Raw genomic sequence first — 18,585 nt, 5'->3', positions numbered from 1 at the left:
CACCTCCTTTCTTCATTATTCTATTCATATAGGAATAGAGTAAAAGGGCTATTAACTACATACGTAAAGCTATTTTTATCTTCATTAAAAACTAAAGAAAGGTTTTAGGGCGTAACATAATAGTCTATCGTCTATTTGATAAATGTCACAGCTAATAATACGCTAAGATCAATGTAAATGAGGGAAATGTGGACATGAAAAAGTCCAATATGTATGGTTAATACTTATTGGACCGCTTCATATAGGAATTGTAATAGCTATTTTCTTTTTGATGAATGGTTGTTCCTCCGAGGCGTTCAAACTAATTACGTCTACGAAATAGATTGAAAAATAAAGAATTTTTTTCTTTTTTTTGCTCTACTTCTATGACTTCTTCTATTGATTCTTCTACCATTACCTTTTCAACGATTTCTAGTTGGTTGCTAGCTTCTTCATTCTTTGCTATAAGCGGCGTATGTTCTTCTATAACTAAATCATTGTTGTCGACTGTTTCAGCTTCCATAGCAGGAGGCACATTTGGAGTATCTAATGTTGCCTGAACTAATGAAGAAGATTCTGTTAGCACCAAGTCGTTAGCTATTGGCGCTGTTAAACTATTTGTTTCTAAGATGCTTACAGGGACCCCTTGTGTATCTGCTGCATTTTTAAAGTGAAAAGTAGATTCTGCAGTAGTGTTTCGATATAAACCGTTGTGAATATGACTTGGATGGGTATTAATTGATTGAAAATAATGCTGGTTGAAATGACGTTCTTCATGTTTTTTATCGGGATTAGGATTAGGTGGAAGATGCATGCCAGTGTTTATATTTGTTGCTTTGCCAGCCAAACTTTGAAGAAATTGATAAGTTGGTTCGGTTGTAGGTAATGATGGTTGTACAGCTGTTTGAGCAATTTCTTCTAAAAGCTTTTTTGTAGGGTTGGCAATATTTTTTAATGAGCTTTCATCAACATTCGTAAAATGATTATCTGTTGGCGTGGGTACTACATGGTTATCAACCGTTATTATTTTATTTAATACGGCTAAAATTTCCTGATTCATTTCTTCTATTGTTTGATTAAGGGATTGTATTTGAATTGAAAGCTGCTTTACTTGGTCCTCGTATTCTTTAATTTGTAAGCTTTGTTTATCATCAATTGTTTCAGTTAAGCCCTCTATATGGGCGATTTGCGTTTTCAGCTCCTCAAACTCATTCTTCACGAATAAATAATCTTCAATTGAAGTACCCGCTTTTAAAGTAGTTAACGTTTCTCTATAGGCATCAATTTTTTCTTTCAATTTTTCAATGTCTTGAGTGGAGTACAACTTCGAATCTTCCATTGCATTTCACCCCTTTCAGTCCATTAGTATTTTATTAAAAAACTCTACTTTCTGTTACAAAACCATTTAATCAGCCGTGAAGAAAGCAAAGTACTCTATCCACTACATGACAACACATCTCTTGAATAAATATCCTGTAAATTATTTGTTAGCCCATGCACTTAACGCTAAAAAACATATGATACAAACGAAAGATAAAAAACTTATGGAGGTGTCAAAAGGATGCAAGATAATATGCCATCCCAGGCGCGCGAACTAATTTGTATAAATGTCGATAAGGTATATGACTGGATTGTAAAGGAAATGTCATTTGATATTTCGCCAACAGGTGCCATTACTTTCCCTGGTTTAACACCAACGACAGTTTTAACAGGTGCAACTGTTACGTGTAGAGTAACTCCGGCTGCGACAAACCCAATCGTGATTCTAAATCGTGAGAATCGTCAATTCTCTATTGATGGATCAACAGTTTGTCTGCAACACTTAAATATTCAAAAGAACTTCATTCTTACAATTGTTGTTACTTTACCAACTGGTACAGTGTTTACAAGCAGTGAGATTCCGGTATCACGTTGTGAACAAGTTACATTATGTGCTCCTAAAGGAACAGATGTTGAAATTCTTTATACAGATTTAGATTGCTTCGTGTGCACAACAGGTACGCTTACTGCTGGTACTGGAACAATTACGTTTTCTGCGTTAACAATTACAGTAGCAGTATGTCAAAGTATTCAATCTACATTCCCAGTTACTGTAGAGTTTTTAGCAAACTACTGCGAACCAAGAGCAGATTTACCATTCTCATGCCCAACTGCGGTTCGTCCAAAGCAATGCTCCGTTATTTTCCCAACGATGGGGTAATGGTGCTAACACATAAGAAGTTGTCATAACATAAAGAGAGGATTATCCTCTCTTTTTTATTTTGGTTACTTATTATATAGGCGAGGGGGCCGTAATTATGAGTATTCATAAAGAGTCTGTGCAAGAAAAAATAAAGAAGCTGAAAGAACAAACAGCATTCTATGTCGATGAAATGAAAAGACTGGTGGAAGAGCTCGACCCAAGAAAGGAAGTAAGTATCGTTAGTTATTTTACAACGTCACTAAATATTTCATATGATGCTGACCAAGAAAGCCTATGTCTCGGCTCTTATCATATTCGCAATATCGGTAATCAACCACTAACAAACCCGTATATTTGTATAAAGCTACCTGAAGATTCCCCTTTTTCGTTTTCAGGAAGGTATGTTTATGAGCATTTTAATCAAAATTTAAAAACTTCTGGTAGTTGGGAACGAATACATGATACTTCTAACAAGACAGAGTTTTGGCTTAAACCATTAGGAAAAACAATAATTGAGCCAAATGAGACGATTTCATTTACTAATTTCCAAATTAAATGGTCCCATCATTTATCCTATGCTGGTACAATCACGGGATTTACATATTGTGATGAGCTACAAGAAGGTGTCTTCGTGCTAAATCCTATTAATCTTAATGGAATGAGCAGTGTAAAGGAGGGCCAAGATGGGTGAATTAGAGGAACAAAAACGAGAGATAGGTCTTGAGCAAATCGTGCGACAATATATGAAAGATCAGCTTATAAATGTCTCAGACTTTAAAAAGGAGGAAGATAATAGTTTTGCTTTTCTAGAAAAAAGCACGTTGCAACTATTGCTTGCCTCCTTGCTATCCGGAGACAAGAGAGTACCAGTAGAGAATGGCAATGGGCAGATTGAATTGAGTATGGCAAAGCAGTTAGATGAAATGATTGAGGAAACAAAAGTGCAGTTTGAGGAAATAATAGATCTTTTGAAAAAGCTATCGTGATAGGAGGTACTAACGTGGATAATCAAAGCGTTAAAAATAACGATCCTATACAGCTACAGCAAATGATTATTTTTTTAAGAGCAGAGCTTGCGAAATATAAAAACGAAATAAATCGACTTAGAGATAGCGATTATTATTCACTCGTACTAAGACTTGAGCGAGAAAATGTCCGACTGACAAGGCAAAATAAAGAACTTTCAATGGATCGTATGAAATTGAAGAGAACGTTTGAAAAGGAGTCAAAGGCCTATGAGGAAGATAGACAAAAAAGAGAGATTCAACGACAAAAACATATTGCCTCGATAGACCTACTATTAAAAGAAATAGAGCGCTTACGTACAGAAAATAAACAGTTACAGTATACAAGTAAGCAGGCCCATCAGGATATAGCAGTAGATGATAAGCGTGCTATAGAGAATCTTGAAATACAGTTAAGTACATTTACGAAAGAACTCAATGCAAAAGTGAATTCGATAATGGATACTTTACAGCGAGATGACACAAATAATGTCTATGATTATTTAGTTAAAGAACTAGCAGAAAGAAACGATGAAATCCATAGATTGTCCATAGAGTTAATGGAAATAAAAAATAGAAAAACAAATGCGGAAGCCGTATCGAATGAAAAGGCCACAGTAAGTACAATGCAACTATCCGAGTTAAACGCTAAGATTGAGAAAATAATAGCTCAATCAATTGATTTTGAAGAGCAGCTAGAAAAGAAAGTACGTATACTGGATGACTTAGAGCAACAATTAAACCAACTTGTTATAGAAATCAATGCCAATCAATCGATGTAAAATAGGTGCTGGCATCATTTAAGTGGTTTATATGTGGAATAAGGATGGATGGATCCTCCTATGTAAAATCAAAAAATATAGGGCTCACTAATAGTTGATTATGGAGGACATAGAAATGATGCTCAAAATGCTCAAATGGAAGCCGCAACTAACGTGAACCAGCGAGTTGCGGCTTATCGTGTGCCTGCGTACAAACATCATGGCACAGCCTTAAGCTATTTTTTTCTATAAATAAATGTTACGCAAAATTAAGCGCTGTTATTATTTTGTTTCTCGGTGTAATGTAACACGCTTCAAACGGGGTGAATATTTCTTTAACTCCAGTCTTTCAGGATTATTTCGTTTGTTTTTCGTTGTAATGTAATTTTTATCGCCTGTTTCAGTGCAGGCTAAAGTAACTTGAACACGCATCTTATCGACTCCTTTTAAATCGTAATTATTACGCTTTAGATAATATAATGTTTACATTCCATTGTCAATGTTTTGCGTTACAAAAAGTTATGCATTGCATTTTTATATTTTTTATGATTAAATTACAAACTATAAATAGTAATGATTACGATTTATATTGATGGAGGTTGTAAAATGACAAATAAAATTCCAGTGACTGTATTAAGTGGTTATTTAGGTTCGGGTAAAACGACGATAATGAATCATGTGTTACAAAATGAAAAAAACATGCGTGTAGCTGTTATTGTCAACGATATGAGTGAAATTAATATTGATGCAGAGTTGATTGCAAATGGGAGCGGTATTTCTCGAACAGAGGAAAAATTCGTAGAGCTTTCGAATGGCTGTATTTGTTGCACACTACGTGAAGATTTACTACAAGAAGTAGAGCGTCTCGCAAAGCTAGGGACTATTGATTATATTTTAATTGAGTCGACAGGTATTAGTGAACCAATACCAGTTGCACAAACCTTTAGTTATTTAGACGAGGAGCTTGGCATTGATTTAACGAAGTTCTGCAAACTCGATACAATGGTAACTGTAGTCGATGCTAATCGTTTTTGGCATGATTTTCAGTCAGGTGAAAGTCTATTGGAGCGTAAGGAAGCAGTTGGTGAATTAGATGAACGCGATGTAGCAGATTTATTAATTGACCAGATTGAATTTTGTGATGTTTTAGTGCTGAACAAGTGTGATCTCGTAACAGAAGAGGAGCTTGAAAGACTAGAACGTATTTTGCGAGCACTACAACCTGAGGCAAAGCTTATTCGTACTATTAATGGGGTAATAGAGCCAATTGAAATTTTAAATACAGGAAGATTCGATTTTGAGAGAGTATCAGAATCGGCAGGTTGGTTAAAAGAGTTAGAACTCGGTCATGAAAATCATACACCAGAGACAGAAGAGTACGGTATTACTTCATTCACTTATAAGCGTAAAATCCCTTTCCATCCAATGCGCTTTGTAGAGTGGTGTGATAATATGCCAGCATCAATTGTCCGTGCCAAGGGTATTATTTGGAGTGCGAGGCATCAAGATGTGGCATTATTGCTGTCACAAGCAGGTTCGTCTGCGAAAATTGAACCTGTTTCTTATTGGGTAGCAGCTTTACCTACAGCACAGCAACAGGATGTCTTTTTACAAAGCCCAGAGGTATTGGACGATTGGGATGAAGAGTTCGGTGACCGTATGACACAGTTAGTCATTATAGGGATAGACTTAGATCAAGAAGAAATTACAAAAGAGCTTGATGCATGCCTTTTGACAACGAATGAGTTTGCCGAGCCTTGGGAACAGCTAGAGGATCCTTTTAATTGGGAGTGGAGTTAAAGAGGCTAAATAGTAGGTTACCTGTTCAGCTTACTTTTAATGATAGGAGTTAACGAGCTATAACGTTTAATCAAAATGAAGGGGTTGCTCGACTCCTGCGGAAAAGCGTGAGGCTTAAGCCACGCCCGCAAAAAAGCGAGCAACCCGTAACGGCAATTAATGAGATTCGGCGTTTGCCTATGAAAAGCGCAGTGTTCGGGCTCGCTGGATTTAGTAATAAAGCATGGAATATAGATTACTGTAGGAAACAAGCTGGATCTACCACATTACTTTTGTGGTAGATCCTTTTTAAATACATGATTATAGTTCGTCGCATCTCGCAATGCTTTTTCCTCTATAGGAATTCGTACAGACAGCATTGTAATGTTTAAGAGCGTAAAACAAAATGCTGTAAAATAAGCTTGAAACATAATAGGCAGCAGCAGAATTTCTAAACTAACAACGGCATAATTAGGGTGGCGCATAAATGAATAGGGTCCCTTCCTGACAACTTCTGCACCTGGTAAAATCAAAATTTTCGTATTCCAAAAAGGTCCTAATGATCGGATACACCAAATACGTAAAGCTTGCACTAAGAGAAATAATAAGAAAAATAACGGAAATAAGGGCGATGGACCAATATTATTTGTAACAACTTCAATAATCAAAAATAGAAAAAAGCATACATGCATGGCAACCATATAGGAATAATGTGATTCACCTACTTCATAGGCACCTTTTGCAAGCATCCATTTTTCATGGCGTTTGGCTATGAAAACCTCTGTTAATCTTTGTAGAATAACAAGAATTAAAATAAAGTAAAATAGCATACTACTCCCTCCATTTAAGTAATACAACTTCCGCACAGAAGCCAGGACCAAGGGCGACAAGCAACCCCATATCATCTACCTGTCCTTCGTTTAACATAAATTGTTCGAGTACATATAATACGGTAGGCGAGGACATATTACCGTGCTTGCGTAATATTTCCCGAGAAATGTCGGTTTTTTGTTCAGAAAGATATAGCGCATCCTCATAGGCTTTTAACACTTTTTTACCTCCAGGATGTGCAATAAAATGATCGAGCTGTTCGCTGAAAAGATGTTGTTCAACTAAAAATTGTTCAATGAAAGGGCCTAGCCAACTCGTAATAATCGCTGGAATACTTTTCTGGAAAACAACATGAAGCCCGTTATTTTTTATATTCCAGCCCATCACATTTTCCGAATCAGGCATCCACTTCGAGCCAGTCGTAACAATCGAAGGCAAGGCTTTCTTCGTCTGTATTGCTGCATCGTCTCCGCAAACGAGTATGCAAGCTGCACCATCTGCGAATAAGGATGCACCGATTAAATTACTTTTTGAAAAATCGTTTTGTTGAAAGGTTAAGCTACAAAGTTCAACACATACAACAAGCACCTTTGCTTGAGGATGTGCTTTGCAATAATCATAGGCACGACTTATGCCAGCTGCTCCACCAGCACAACCTAACCCCCATAGAGGAACACGCTTTAACCGCTCCGAAAAAGGTAGTTGATTCATAATTCTGGCATCGATGCTTGGTGTAGAGATGCCCGTACTACTTACGAAAATAATGGCATCTATTTCGTTAGGAGAAATCGGTGCTTCTAAAAATGATTCATTTTGTAAACAAGCTTGAATGACCTCAACACTATATTGCGTTGCTAACGCTATATACAGATTGTTTCGCTCTTCAAAAGTATGCTCATTGCGGTGCCATTCGGCTGGTACACAGAAATGGCGAGTATGGATGCCACCACTATCGAATACTTTTAAATAACGCTCTAATTTGGGGATTTTTTCGTAAAATAGTTCCTTTGTTAACGCCTCTGCATTCGCTTGTTGCAATGTATAAGGTGGTTGATATGTACTGATCGAAATAATTTTTGACAATTCAACATCTCCTTCGTAAATTGGGGTCTTGTACATTATATGCAGATAGGAAGGGCATACATGCTTCGATAGAACGATTTGACAATTTTGAAAAAATTAGATATATTGGAAACATCTAAATTGGAAGTAGGTGATGTGACATGATGAATAGAGCCGTTTTTAACGAACTGCATTTCGGTTTGTTCAATTTCACACGCCTAAAATATACAATTTGACCTTGCTTTGTAGCGTGAAATACTACTATGTGGCAATGGCTATAATTGTATATTCCCTTAAACGTGCCTGTGAAACTTTGTAACTGCCGAAATGCAGTTGCAAAGTTTTTTTATGTTTGTAACGCATTAAGAGGCGTAATGGATAGACACATTTAGGAGGACTAACAATTGAAATTAACAACTTTAGGTTTTTCAACATATTTTCAAGAGCAATTCACTGCATTTAAAGAGGAAACAAAGTTAGCAAATTGCGTACCTGCAAGGGTTGCTTTGGAGCATAAACATTCATACCGTGTATTAGCTGAAGATGGGGAATGGTTAGCGACCATCGCTGGGCATTTTGCGTATACATCACTCGCTAGAGAAGACTATCCAGCAGTTGGGGATTGGGTACTAGTGGAGAAGATGGCAGGAGAAGAAAAGGCAATTATTCATAAATTATTTAATCGCAAGTCCGTTTTTTCTCGCAAGGTGGCAGGATTAGAAATAAAAGAACAAATAGTCGCGTCAAATGTTGATATCGTTCTTCTTGTCATGAGCTTAAATGCCGATTTTAATATTCGCCGTTTAGAACGCTATTTAGTAGCCGCTTGGGATTCAGGGGCTAAGCCGGTAGTTGTCCTAACAAAGGCCGATTTATGTGAGGATATACCGAGCATGGTACGTGAGGTTGAGCATGTCGCATTTGGAGTAGATATTTTTGTAACTAGTGCTCGTTCAGGTGAAGGGATAGAAGCTATTCAGATGCTCTTTACGGAAGGGGTGACGGGTGCACTGCTCGGTTCATCGGGTGCGGGGAAATCTACTTTAATGAATGCTTTAAATGGAGAAGAGCTGATGAAAGTTTCAGCTATACGAGAAGATGATGCGAAAGGTCGCCATACAACAACACATCGGGAATTAATTGTACTGCCGAGTGGCGGTTGCTTAATTGATACGCCAGGGATGCGTGAATTGCAATTATGGGATCAAAGTGAAAGTCTCTCTTCTAGTTTCCGTGATATTGAAGAATTTGCGACTACATGTCGTTACAGGGATTGTACCCACCATAAAGAGCCGCATTGCGCTGTACAGCAAGCCATTTTAGATGGAACGCTTGAACCATCACGCTTACAAAGCTATTTTAAATTGCAAAAAGAACTTGCTTTTATAGAGCGGAAAACGAATGTGCAAGCAAAACTGAATGAGCAACGCAAATGGAAGCAAATTGCGAAAGGGTTAAAGAAGGGAAAGAAATAGTCGAGAAACGTTAAGGAGCAACTTCGCAATGACTGCGGAGTTGCTATCTAATTGTTCGAGGAGATGTAGTATGACTATACAAACTATTAATCATTTTTTATTTTCTGTTTCAAATTTAGCGCAATCTATAGCGTTTTACCAAAATGTTTTTGATGCCAAGCTTTTAGTGAAAGGGAGAAGCACTGCCTATTTTGATGTAAATGGGCTTTGGTTTGCGTTAAATGAGGAAGCGAATATTCCACGTAACGACATTCACCAGTCCTATACACATATTGCTTTCTCTATTGATGCAAAAGATTTCGATACGATCTATGAAAAGCTTGTACATTATAAAGTCAATATTTTAGAGGGTAGGCTAAGAGATGAGCTAGATAAACAATCTATCTATTTCACCGATCCTGATGGTCATAAATTTGAATTCCATACAGGTACTTTGCAGGATCGCTTAGCGTACTATAAAAAAGAAAAACCGCATATGGAGTTTTTCAATAATTAAAAAAGGAGTGGTAGTATGAAAAAAGCAATTATTTTTGATATGGATGGCACATTATTTCAAACAAATCTTATTTTGGAGCCGGCTCTTTCTGCGACATTCGATGTGCTACGTACAAAGGGATTATGGCAGGGGGAAACACCCATTGCTCAATATCGTGAAATTATGGGGGTTACGTTGCCTGTTGTATGGGAAACATTATGCCCTATGCACACATTAGAGGTGCGTGAAGCTAGTAATGTTTTATTTCATGAAAAGCTTATCGAGCTAATACGAAACGGCAAAGGCGCATTGTATCCAAATGCAGAACAAACACTCGCTACTTTAGCAAACGACTATCATTTATACATAGCGAGCAACGGACAAAAAGAGTACTTGCAAGCAATCGTTGAAACATATAAGCTGAACCGTTTTATAGAAGGAACATACAGTATTCAGTCTATTCCAAGTGGTCATAAATCTGATTTAGTAAGAAGTGTAATCGAAGAAAATTCCATTCAAGCTGGCGCTGTTGTCGGGGATCGTTCATCAGATATCCAAGCAGCACGAGATAATCAGCTATTTTCAATCGCTGTACGCTTTGATTTTGCTCAAGAATCCGAATTACAAAAGGCGCATATTGTGATAGATAATCTACAGGAAATACCATCTGAACTTGCGACGATTTTATAAAAATGTATCATTGTTCTTCATCCATCTATTGCAAGCTCGTGAATGTTTACGTTGCATTTCATAAGGGGAAAGAGTAAAATAGTGCCAAACTATAATAAAAGCGTTGAGAAGGAAAAGTAAATTGGACAAGCATTTAATAGAGAGCCTCTGTTGGTGGAAATGAGGTAAATGAACCCTTTTGAAAATGACCTTTGAGCTTCGTACCGAAAGCTTTTTGCGAGTAGATTACGACGAGGTGGGCACTCGTTACAACAGCGGCAGTATCTCTTATTTAAATGCAAGACGTACTGAATAAGGCAAATAGTGTGAGCTATTTGTAAATATAGGTGGTAACACGGGTATACTCGTCCTAATCAGTCATGATTAGGGCGTTTTTTTTATCTTCAAAAAGCGTTAGCTATTAAAATTTAGGAGAAAAATTCTAATAAGCGCTGAATGAAGATAAGGTTGCAGATAGTTGTAACATGTTATCCGCATAACAAGAAATTTGGAAGATTGAGGGGAGTAACTTAAGATGACAATTGTAATTGGAGGAGCGTGGCCGTATGCGAATGGTTCATTGCATTTAGGGCATATCGCTGCATTATTACCAGGTGATATTTTGGCTAGATATTACCGACAAAAAGGTGAGCAAGTATTGTATGTTTCAGGAAGTGATTGTAATGGTACGCCAATTTCGATTCGAGCAGCACAGGAAAATACGACGACAGAAGCAATCGCAAACCAATACCATAATGAATTCACACAATGTTTCCATGACTTAGGATTTACGTATGATTTGTATACAAGAACGGATGCAAAGCACCATCATGATTCGGTACAGTCTATTTTTTTACAACTGCTAGCAAATAATTATTTATACAAAAAGAAGATTGAACAGGCTTATTGTGAAACGGATAAGCAGTTTTTACCTGATCGCTTTGTGGAAGGTATTTGTCCAAATTGTGGGGCAAAGGCACGTGGAGATCAATGTGATAATTGTTCACAAATTTTAGATCCACTCGAATTAATTGATAAGCGTTGCAAAATTTGTGGCAATGAGCCTGTTATCCGAGAAACAGAACATTTTTACTTTACTTTTAGTCAATTTCAAGGAAGACTTGAAACGTTTTTAGATGAAGCAAAAGCAGATAAACGCTGGCGAGACAATGCACTAGGCTTAACTGAACGTTATTTAGCGGAAGGCGTACCAGATCGTGCTGTTACCCGTGATTTACCGAACGGAGTTGACGTACCTGTTCCAGGCTTTGAAGGAAAGAAAATTTATGTATGGATTGAAGCGGTGGCAGGCTATTTAACAGCTAGTATGGAATGGGCAAAACAACATAATATCGCCATTGAAGATTTGTGGAATGAAGAAACTATTGCTTACTATGTGCATGGCAAAGATAATATTCCATTCCATACAGTTATTTGGCCAGCGATTTTGATGGGTATTGGGGCAAAAGCATTGCCAACACATATTGTCTCAAATGAATATTTAACATTAGAGAAACGAAAATTATCAACGAGTCAAAATTGGGCGGTGTGGGTGCCATATATTTTAAGTCGCTATGATGCAGATTCGATACGATATTTTTTAACAATGAATGCGCCGGAAAACCGAGATACTGATTTTTCTTGGCGAGAATTTATTTATAGTCATAATGGAGAATTGCTAGGCGCTTACGGTAACTTTGTCAATCGCACGTTGAAGTTTATCGAGAAGTCATTTGATGGTCAAGTGCCTCAGGTGGATGTCGATGGGACTGTAAGGAAACAAACGATTCAACTGTTTAGTGATGTCGGTGTGGCGATTGAAGCGGGACATTTTAAACAAGCGTTAGAGGGGGTTTTTGCATATATTCGCGCAGCCAACCGCTATTTTGACGAACAGCAACCATGGTTACAAGTAAAGGACAAGTTGGAAGATTGCCATCAAACGCTCGCAACATGCGTTTATATGATTGCAAATTTAGGTCAAGTGCTACAGCCATTTTTACCGTTCTCTACAGAGAAAATTCGGGATTTGTTAGGCATAACTGAATTGCTGTGGCATGAGCAAGTAGAGCTACCTACAAGCATTACCGACGTAACACCGTTATTTGAACGGCTTGATGTAGGGCTAATTGAAGAAGAATATCAAAAGTTAGTTAACGACAGTCAATAAAATTGTTTGGGTGACTGGCACTGTGCTTTCCGTGGGCACATGATAAGCCGCCATATCCTCGCTAATGCGCGGTAATGGCGGCTTATGTTCTGTGCGGATTCCGCTGAAGTCTCCATGGATATTCCCTTAAAACACATGTGAGTGTATAAGAATTGTATGCGAATTGTATGAGTGCCTGTCACCTAAAAAATTTAGTTTGTAACGGGTGTTAAGTTCGCTACAACAATGCTGTTGATAGCATTGATATAAGCCATTGCACTAGCTTTTAAAATATCTGTATCTGCCGCTTTTGCAATATATTTCGCGCCTTCGTGCTCAATTGTAATTTTTACTTTACCAAGCGCTTCTTTACCACGAGATACGCTGTTAATATTATATTCCACAAGTTTTACATCTATTTGTACAATATCTGCAATGGCAGAATACAAGGCGTCAATCGGTCCTGAACCGACTGCACTAGCTTTTAATATTTCGCCACCTTTGCGAATTTTTACACTAGCAGAAGGGAAGCTTGCATTGCTGACGACTTGTAAATCGACAATGTCAAAAAATTGCTCACTATAATGAGTTGCATTGGCGTGATTGGCGTCATGCTTTTCATAATAACTTTCTACAATGACATATAAGTCGTGGTCGTAAACTTCTTTTTTGGCATCAGCTAATTTTAAGAAGCCGTCAAAGATACCTTCAAATTCTTCATTCGATAGATTTGAAAAGCCTAACTTCTCCAGTGCATTTTTTACTGCATGGCGCCCTGAACGAGCAGTTAAAACAAGTTCCATATCATCCAGACCTACATCTTCAGGATGGACAATTTCATAGGCATCGCGAGATTTAAGCAGACCATCTTGATGAATACCTGAAGAGTGGGCAAATGCATTGTCTCCAGTAATGGCTTTGTTCACTTGTACATCTAAGCCCATAAAGCTAGAAACAAGGCGTGATGTGTTCATAATTTCCTTTGTGTTAATGCGTGTATTTGCATTGTAGATGGAGCTGCGTGTTTTCAATGCCATAACTACTTCTTCGAGTGCGGCATTTCCGGCACGTTCCCCGATACCATTGATTGTACATTCGACTTTGTCTGCCCCGTTTTTAATCGCAGCAAGTGTGTTAGCTGTTGCCATTCCAAGGTCATTGTGACAATGTACACTTAGTAAAACACTGTCATTTAGATTTTTCATGCGGTCATTCAGCTTGTAAATCATAGCGCCAAATTCCTCAGGTTCAGCAAATCCAACAGTGTCCGGCACGTTAATCATCGTTGCGCCAGCCTTCATCACTGCCTCAATTGTTTTCCATAGATATTCAAAATCTGAACGAGAAGCATCCTCTGTTGAATACTGCACTTGCGGTAAAAGTGTTTTTGCATATTTCACAGCATCTACGCCAATTTGTAATATTTGATCTTTCGATTTACTGAATTTCTTTTCAACATGGATATCTGAAGTGCCAAGTACCATATGAATCATTGGATTTTCAGCATATTTTACAGCGTTGTATACCGAATCAATATCAGCCTGTACTGCTCGTGCTAAAGCTGTAATCATAATGTCATTCGTATTGCCGACCTTTTGTGCGACAGCTTTTACAGCATCAAAGTCACCTTGTGATGAAGCAGGGAAACCAGCTTCGATAATATCGACGCCTAATTTTTTGAGTTGCTGTGCAATCTCTACTTTTTCGTATAAGTTTAGTTTTGCCCCTGGCACTTGCTCGCCATCACGTAAAGTTGTATCAAACACCCAAATTTTTCTTCCCATTTTCAAACACTCCTTTTGTTGTAATTAATGAAAAAAATAAAAAAACCCGCCTCTATATCAAAATATAGAGACGAGTTATTGCTCGCGGTACCACTCTAATTGACCTTTTCTTTCAAGAAAAAGTCCCCTTATCGACAGCTATCACTGTCTATCCCAATAACGGTGGAAACCGACATCCCTTACGTTGAAACCGGCATTTAACTTACTAAGCATCGTATGCCTTATTCGATGAAGTTCAGGGAGTAGCTCATGGATGAGTTCAAAATGTGTGTCTACCGATTTTCACCAACCACCGGCTCTCTACAAGTACACGAGCATTTCTACTACTTCCAATCTTTGCTTACAATGTGTTGTTAGTTATAATACGTGGATATTTTCAGTATGTCAACAATATTCTAAAAATTATTTGTTTTCTGTTTTAAAGATGAAATGTACTAATAGGTTTTGAATCAGCGGATCTTCACACGCTATTTTTAACAAATAAAGGTATATTTTATGAGATAATATGGGGGGATTTTATATACATCGAAAGTAGGTAAAACAATGAAATTTGTATTTGATTTAGATGGCACGATTTGTTTTAAAGGTCAGCCTTTGAGTGCTGGTATTATAGCGGCATTAGAGAGTTGTTTACAGAATGGACATGAAGTAATTTTTGCCTCTGCTCGTCCGATTCGAGATTTGTTACCAATATTGCCCGAGTCGATGCATCAATTTTCGATGGTTGGAGGTAATGGAGCATTTGTTGCAGTCAATGGGGCTATAAAAGAGATAGTAGCATTCGAGGGACATATTGTTGAAGACATTAAGCATATTATAAAGGCTTATCAATTAGCTTACTTGGTGGACGGTGATTGGGATTATGCCTTTACAGGTAGTGAGACACATCCAATCTATCAAAATTTAGATCCACTTAAGCTGGCAAAACAAGTGACATTACAGGAGCTAAAGGACATCGTAAAAATTGTATTGTTCCCTGGTGCACATCACTTAGAAATAGTAGCGCAGCTACAAAAGCTACCGATTTCGATATATGAACATGCATCGGAAAACATAATAGATATAAGCCCAAGCGGAATTAATAAGTGGACAGGCTTGGAGAAATTAGGCGTAGAACAAAATCAATTTATCGCCTTTGGCAATGACGCAAATGATGCCTCCATGTTTGTAAAAGCATTAGACAGTGTTTGTGTTGGAGCGCATGAGGTAGGCCAGCTTGCAACTTTACAAGTACCAAGTGAAGAAACAGCAGTAATTGAAATGATCCAAAGGTTAAATTGTTTGAGTGCCAGTCACTGAATAGGACACAAAAAAGCCGCAACAAACAGCGCGACAGCGACAGTTGCGGCTTATTGTGTGGGTGCCAGTCACCCACACAATTTGGCTATTGAACTTTAAATTTGGAAACTTGTGATTGTAATTCTTCCGCCATTGTCGATAAAGTAGCGGCAGAAGCTGCAACCTCTTCGATTGTCGCGAGTTGTTCTTCTGAAGCAGACGCAACATTTTGTAGGTTCGAAGATGACGTTTGGGCAATTGTCGCAATGTCATCAAAGGATGCGTAAATTTGTTCAGCACTTGAGGACATTTCCTCTGAAACAGTTGTTGCTTCTTGTATTTGTTTGGAAACTTGCTCAATAAGGTCAACGATTTTTGAAAAACCTTCCTCTGCCACTTTAACAACCTTCATACCAACTTGAACTTCTTGTGTACCAGTATCCATCACAGTGACAGCACGATTTGTTTCCTGTTGAATTTCAGAAATTAAACCGGCAATCTGTTCAGCAGAGTTCTTCGATTGCTCAGCTAATTTTTTTACTTCATCAGCAACAACTGCAAAGCCGCGACCATGATCGCCAGCTCGAGCTGCTTCGATAGCAGCATTCAACGCTAGTAAATTAGTTTGCTCAGCGATATCAGTAATAATGCTAATGATATTGCCAATCTCTACAGAATGATTTCCTAGTTTTTTGACAACAGTAGCAGACTCCAAGACAGCTGTATTAATTGTATCCATTTGTGAAATAACTCGTTGAAGCGAATCATTCCCTTTGTTTGCTTCAGTATTGGTTTCAATAGCCAATTCAGAAACAGCAGCAGTTGTCGATGCTAGTTGTTGAATGCCATTCGTCATGTTTTTCATAGCTTGCGAGCTTTCAGTTGCATTTTTTCCTTGGGCTTCAGAGCCACTTGCCACTTCTTGCATAGCAGAAGTAATTTGTTCAGTCGCTTGAATAGTTTGATCTGCGCTAGCTGTTAATTCAGCCGCAGAGGCACTTACTTGCACCGTATTTTGACTGACATTGGTAATCAAGTTTTTTAAATTTTGGGCCATTTGATTAAAGGCTAATGCTAAATCACCAACTTCATCGCGATTTCTAATACGAATTTGCTCAGCCGTTAAATCACCTTCAGCAATTTTTTGTGCTGCTTTTGCCATACCTTTAATAGGGCGAGAAATAATTGTTCCCATAATCATTGCAATTATCAGACTAATGAGCACGGCAAATATACCAAGCAAAATCATTTGCATCTTAATGGCATCAATCTCTTTTGAAGTAGCAGCTATTTTTGCTTCTACGGCTTCACTTTGATAATTGGCAAGGTTTTCAACACGCTCATCGAATTGTTTTAAAATAAGACGCCCTTGTGTGCTATCTAATTTTTCATATTGTTCTGTTTCACCAGCATCTTTTAATGAAAACATTCGATCGGCGAATTGCTGAACATTTTCCTCACTTTTATTGACGGCTTCTAACAGTTCAATTGATTTTTTTGACTCTAATGTAGCCATTAAACTTTCTGATTTTGTTTTGAATTCTTCACGAGCGGATTTATTACCTTCGCGATTTTGTTTATCGCCAAGTAAAAGATAGCCACGCATACTCACTATTTCTTGTTTTGCAATGACTCTTAGTTCTTGTATACTAATAGACTTTTTTGTTTGTTCTTCGAGTAAATCTTGATAAGTGCCATTTACTGAATTAAGTTGTTTAAAATTTAAGGCAATCGTGCCTATTAAAACTAATATAACTATAAAAAAACCGAGAATTAATTTTTTATAAATCGTAAATCGCATGTTTGAAAAGTCCTTTCCTAGTAATTTTAGTAGAAATGTTACAAAAAGGTGAAATATGTATATATACCATTTATATCAGATTATTTGGATTTTAAAAAGCAATATGAGTTTATTCATAGTGAAAAATATGAAATAAAGAGGGAATTAAGTTATAGATTATACTACTTAAAGCGGAGTTTTATGTATTATTTTGTGTGAATAGTGAATGAAAATACAGCAAATGGTATTAAGCGATAGTGTTTTTCATATAAATCTATATTGAAACTAAAAAGTTGAAACAACCGTATACATACCATAAACGTGAACCAAGGATGTGGGACAATGTATCGACCAATTTTAAAATTACCAAAAACCAAGTATGAAAAATCTTTGGACGTTATAGGTTGCGGGTTATTTACTGTATCCATCCTATTTATTATTTTTCAATGGGGTAATTTACCAGAAGAAATCCCAGCACATTTTAATGCTAAGGGCGAGGTTGACCGATGGGGTTCGAAAATAGAACTATTTATTTTACCAGGTATGGGAATTTTTATGTGGATATTTTTAGGGCTCCTTGAGAAAGCGCCACATATGCATAATTATCCAACACGATTAGATGAGCACAACGTTGAGGCATTTTATTTAAATAGTCGTAAATTATGTAATGAAGTAAAAAACTTTTGCTTAATTTTATTTGCAATCATCTCTTGTGAAATAGTACTTGTTGCATTAGGTAAAATCGAAGGACTAGGTTGGTGGTTCTTGCCATTTGTGCTAAATGGTACAGGTATCCCGATTATTAAAGGTATAATTGCTTCTTCGAAGATTAAATAACTAGTGCACGTTTTCATTATACATATTGGAGGTAATAGCTTGTTACTGTTCTATTGATTTCTTGCAGCTAACTAATAGTCCAAAATATTAGGAGTTGAGAAAATGATTTATCAGAATTCACTTGAAGGTATTTCTTCAAATATGTTAAATGGTTTTTTTGTAGGCTGGCCGAGTCCACCTAATCCACAAACCCATTTACGATTGTTGGAGAATAGCAGCAAAATAGTTTTGGCGATTGATGAGCGCACAAATGAAGTGATAGGGTTTATTACAGCGATAAGTGATGGTGTCTTATCTGCCTATGTTCCATTATTGGAAGTATTACCACAATACAAAAATAAAGGTATAGGCAAGGAATTAGTAAGTCGAATGCTAAAAGAACTGGATGAGATTTATATGATTGATTTATGCTGTGATGATGACCTTGTACCTTACTATGAAAAATTCGGAATGATGAAAACGAACGGTATGGTTTATAGGAATTATGCAATGCAAGCAGGAAGATAAGAAAAGAAAGAACAAAGCGCTTGGTGAATTGAT

The 18,585-nt window shown here is 37.3% G+C and carries 18 protein-coding genes and 2 other annotated features; of the genes, 12 read left to right on the top strand and 6 right to left on the bottom strand.

The features are described 5' to 3' along the window. Positions 1-301: 301 nt before the first annotated feature. Positions 302-1,318 (bottom strand): hypothetical protein, encoded by a 1,017-nt coding sequence (locus tag MHH88_RS20755; protein WP_339260418.1) that lies wholly within the window; start codon positions 1,316-1,318, stop codon positions 302-304. 222 nt (positions 1,319-1,540) lie between these two features. On the opposite strand from MHH88_RS20755, the gene MHH88_RS20750 reads away from it, so the two are divergent. The 4 genes from MHH88_RS20750 (at position 1,541) to MHH88_RS20735 (ending at position 3,947) form a co-directional block, all read left to right on the top strand. Continuing rightward, positions 1,541-2,179: a hypothetical protein gene (locus MHH88_RS20750; protein WP_339260416.1), complete on the top strand. Its 639-nt coding sequence runs from the start codon at positions 1,541-1,543 to the stop codon at positions 2,177-2,179. Positions 2,180-2,276: 97 nt separating this feature from the next. Next, complete coding sequence (locus MHH88_RS20745) at positions 2,277-2,852, top strand: hypothetical protein (protein WP_339260414.1); 576 nt, start codon at positions 2,277-2,279, stop codon at positions 2,850-2,852. Continuing rightward, on the top strand, positions 2,845-3,147 hold the full coding sequence (locus tag MHH88_RS20740) for a hypothetical protein (RefSeq protein WP_339260412.1): 303 nt from the start codon (positions 2,845-2,847) through the stop codon (positions 3,145-3,147). Before MHH88_RS20745 ends, MHH88_RS20740 begins: the two co-directional genes overlap by 8 nt. Before the next feature lie 14 nt (positions 3,148-3,161). Further along, positions 3,162-3,947: a hypothetical protein gene (locus tag MHH88_RS20735; protein ID WP_339260410.1), complete on the top strand. Its 786-nt coding sequence runs from the start codon at positions 3,162-3,164 to the stop codon at positions 3,945-3,947. Between the two features lie 261 nt (positions 3,948-4,208). On the opposite strand, the gene rpmG is transcribed toward MHH88_RS20735, so the two are convergent. Further along, complete coding sequence (rpmG, locus tag MHH88_RS20730) at positions 4,209-4,358, bottom strand: 50S ribosomal protein L33 (RefSeq protein WP_004231780.1); 150 nt, start codon at positions 4,356-4,358, stop codon at positions 4,209-4,211. 174 nt (positions 4,359-4,532) lie between these two features. On the opposite strand from rpmG, the gene MHH88_RS20725 reads away from it, so the two are divergent. After that, on the top strand, positions 4,533-5,726 hold the full coding sequence (locus MHH88_RS20725) for a GTP-binding protein (RefSeq protein WP_069508093.1): 1,194 nt from the start codon (positions 4,533-4,535) through the stop codon (positions 5,724-5,726). A 266-nt stretch (positions 5,727-5,992) separates the two neighbouring features. Here the strand turns inward: MHH88_RS20725 and MHH88_RS20720 are convergent, their stop codons facing one another. Both MHH88_RS20720 and MHH88_RS20715 read right to left on the bottom strand, forming a co-directional pair. Beyond that, positions 5,993-6,535, bottom strand: coding sequence for an isoprenylcysteine carboxylmethyltransferase family protein (locus tag MHH88_RS20720; protein ID WP_339260407.1), 543 nt, complete (start codon positions 6,533-6,535; stop codon positions 5,993-5,995). A gap of 1 nt (position 6,536) precedes the next feature. Then, positions 6,537-7,619 (bottom strand): 3-oxoacyl-[acyl-carrier-protein] synthase III C-terminal domain-containing protein, encoded by a 1,083-nt coding sequence (locus tag MHH88_RS20715; protein WP_339260405.1) that lies wholly within the window; start codon positions 7,617-7,619, stop codon positions 6,537-6,539. Between the two features lie 383 nt (positions 7,620-8,002). On the opposite strand from MHH88_RS20715, the gene rsgA reads away from it, so the two are divergent. The 4 genes from rsgA (at position 8,003) to metG (ending at position 12,387) form a co-directional block, all read left to right on the top strand. Next, on the top strand, positions 8,003-9,073 hold the full coding sequence (gene rsgA / locus MHH88_RS20710; RefSeq protein ID WP_339260404.1) for a ribosome small subunit-dependent GTPase A: 1,071 nt from the start codon (positions 8,003-8,005) through the stop codon (positions 9,071-9,073). Between the two features lie 70 nt (positions 9,074-9,143). Beyond that, positions 9,144-9,569, top strand: coding sequence for a metallothiol transferase FosB (gene fosB / locus MHH88_RS20705; protein WP_339260402.1), 426 nt, complete (start codon positions 9,144-9,146; stop codon positions 9,567-9,569). 15 nt (positions 9,570-9,584) lie between these two features. Further along, positions 9,585-10,238 (top strand): HAD hydrolase-like protein, encoded by a 654-nt coding sequence (locus MHH88_RS20700; protein WP_339260400.1) that lies wholly within the window; start codon positions 9,585-9,587, stop codon positions 10,236-10,238. Between the two features lie 94 nt (positions 10,239-10,332). After that, positions 10,333-10,593: a binding site (T-box leader), on the top strand. A 159-nt stretch (positions 10,594-10,752) separates the two neighbouring features. Continuing rightward, positions 10,753-12,387 (top strand): methionine--tRNA ligase, encoded by a 1,635-nt coding sequence (metG, locus tag MHH88_RS20695; protein WP_339260398.1) that lies wholly within the window; start codon positions 10,753-10,755, stop codon positions 12,385-12,387. Between the two features lie 191 nt (positions 12,388-12,578). Here the strand turns inward: metG and MHH88_RS20690 are convergent, their stop codons facing one another. Continuing rightward, entirely contained in the window at positions 12,579-14,150 is a 1,572-nt protein-coding gene (locus tag MHH88_RS20690; RefSeq protein ID WP_339260396.1) for a 2-isopropylmalate synthase, read from the bottom strand. 63 nt (positions 14,151-14,213) lie between these two features. Beyond that, positions 14,214-14,496: a binding site (T-box leader), on the bottom strand. Between the two features lie 197 nt (positions 14,497-14,693). Between MHH88_RS20690 and MHH88_RS20685 the strand changes: the two genes are divergently transcribed. After that, positions 14,694-15,449: an HAD family hydrolase gene (locus MHH88_RS20685; RefSeq protein ID WP_339260394.1), complete on the top strand. Its 756-nt coding sequence runs from the start codon at positions 14,694-14,696 to the stop codon at positions 15,447-15,449. Between the two features lie 85 nt (positions 15,450-15,534). Here the strand turns inward: MHH88_RS20685 and MHH88_RS20680 are convergent, their stop codons facing one another. Next, a complete protein-coding gene (locus tag MHH88_RS20680) occupies positions 15,535-17,229 on the bottom strand; it encodes a methyl-accepting chemotaxis protein (protein WP_339260392.1) in 1,695 nt (564 codons plus the stop codon). Between the two features lie 321 nt (positions 17,230-17,550). Here MHH88_RS20680 and MHH88_RS20675 point away from each other — a divergent pair, with 321 nt between their 5' ends. Together MHH88_RS20675 and MHH88_RS20670 are read left to right on the top strand one after the other, a co-directional pair. Beyond that, a complete protein-coding gene (locus MHH88_RS20675; protein ID WP_339260391.1) occupies positions 17,551-18,045 on the top strand; it encodes a DUF1648 domain-containing protein in 495 nt (164 codons plus the stop codon). 102 nt (positions 18,046-18,147) lie between these two features. Then, the gene (locus tag MHH88_RS20670) at positions 18,148-18,552 is read left to right on the top strand and encodes a GNAT family N-acetyltransferase (protein WP_069508070.1); all 405 of its coding nucleotides are present in this window, start codon (positions 18,148-18,150) and stop codon (positions 18,550-18,552) included. Positions 18,553-18,585 lie beyond the last annotated feature (33 nt).

Origin of the sequence: Lysinibacillus sp. FSL K6-3209, from assembly GCF_037976175.1 — a bacterium.
GTDB classification, from domain to species: domain Bacteria; phylum Bacillota; class Bacilli; order Bacillales_A; family Planococcaceae; genus Lysinibacillus; species Lysinibacillus sphaericus_D.
This window is presented reverse-complemented; position numbering and strand designations above follow the sequence as displayed.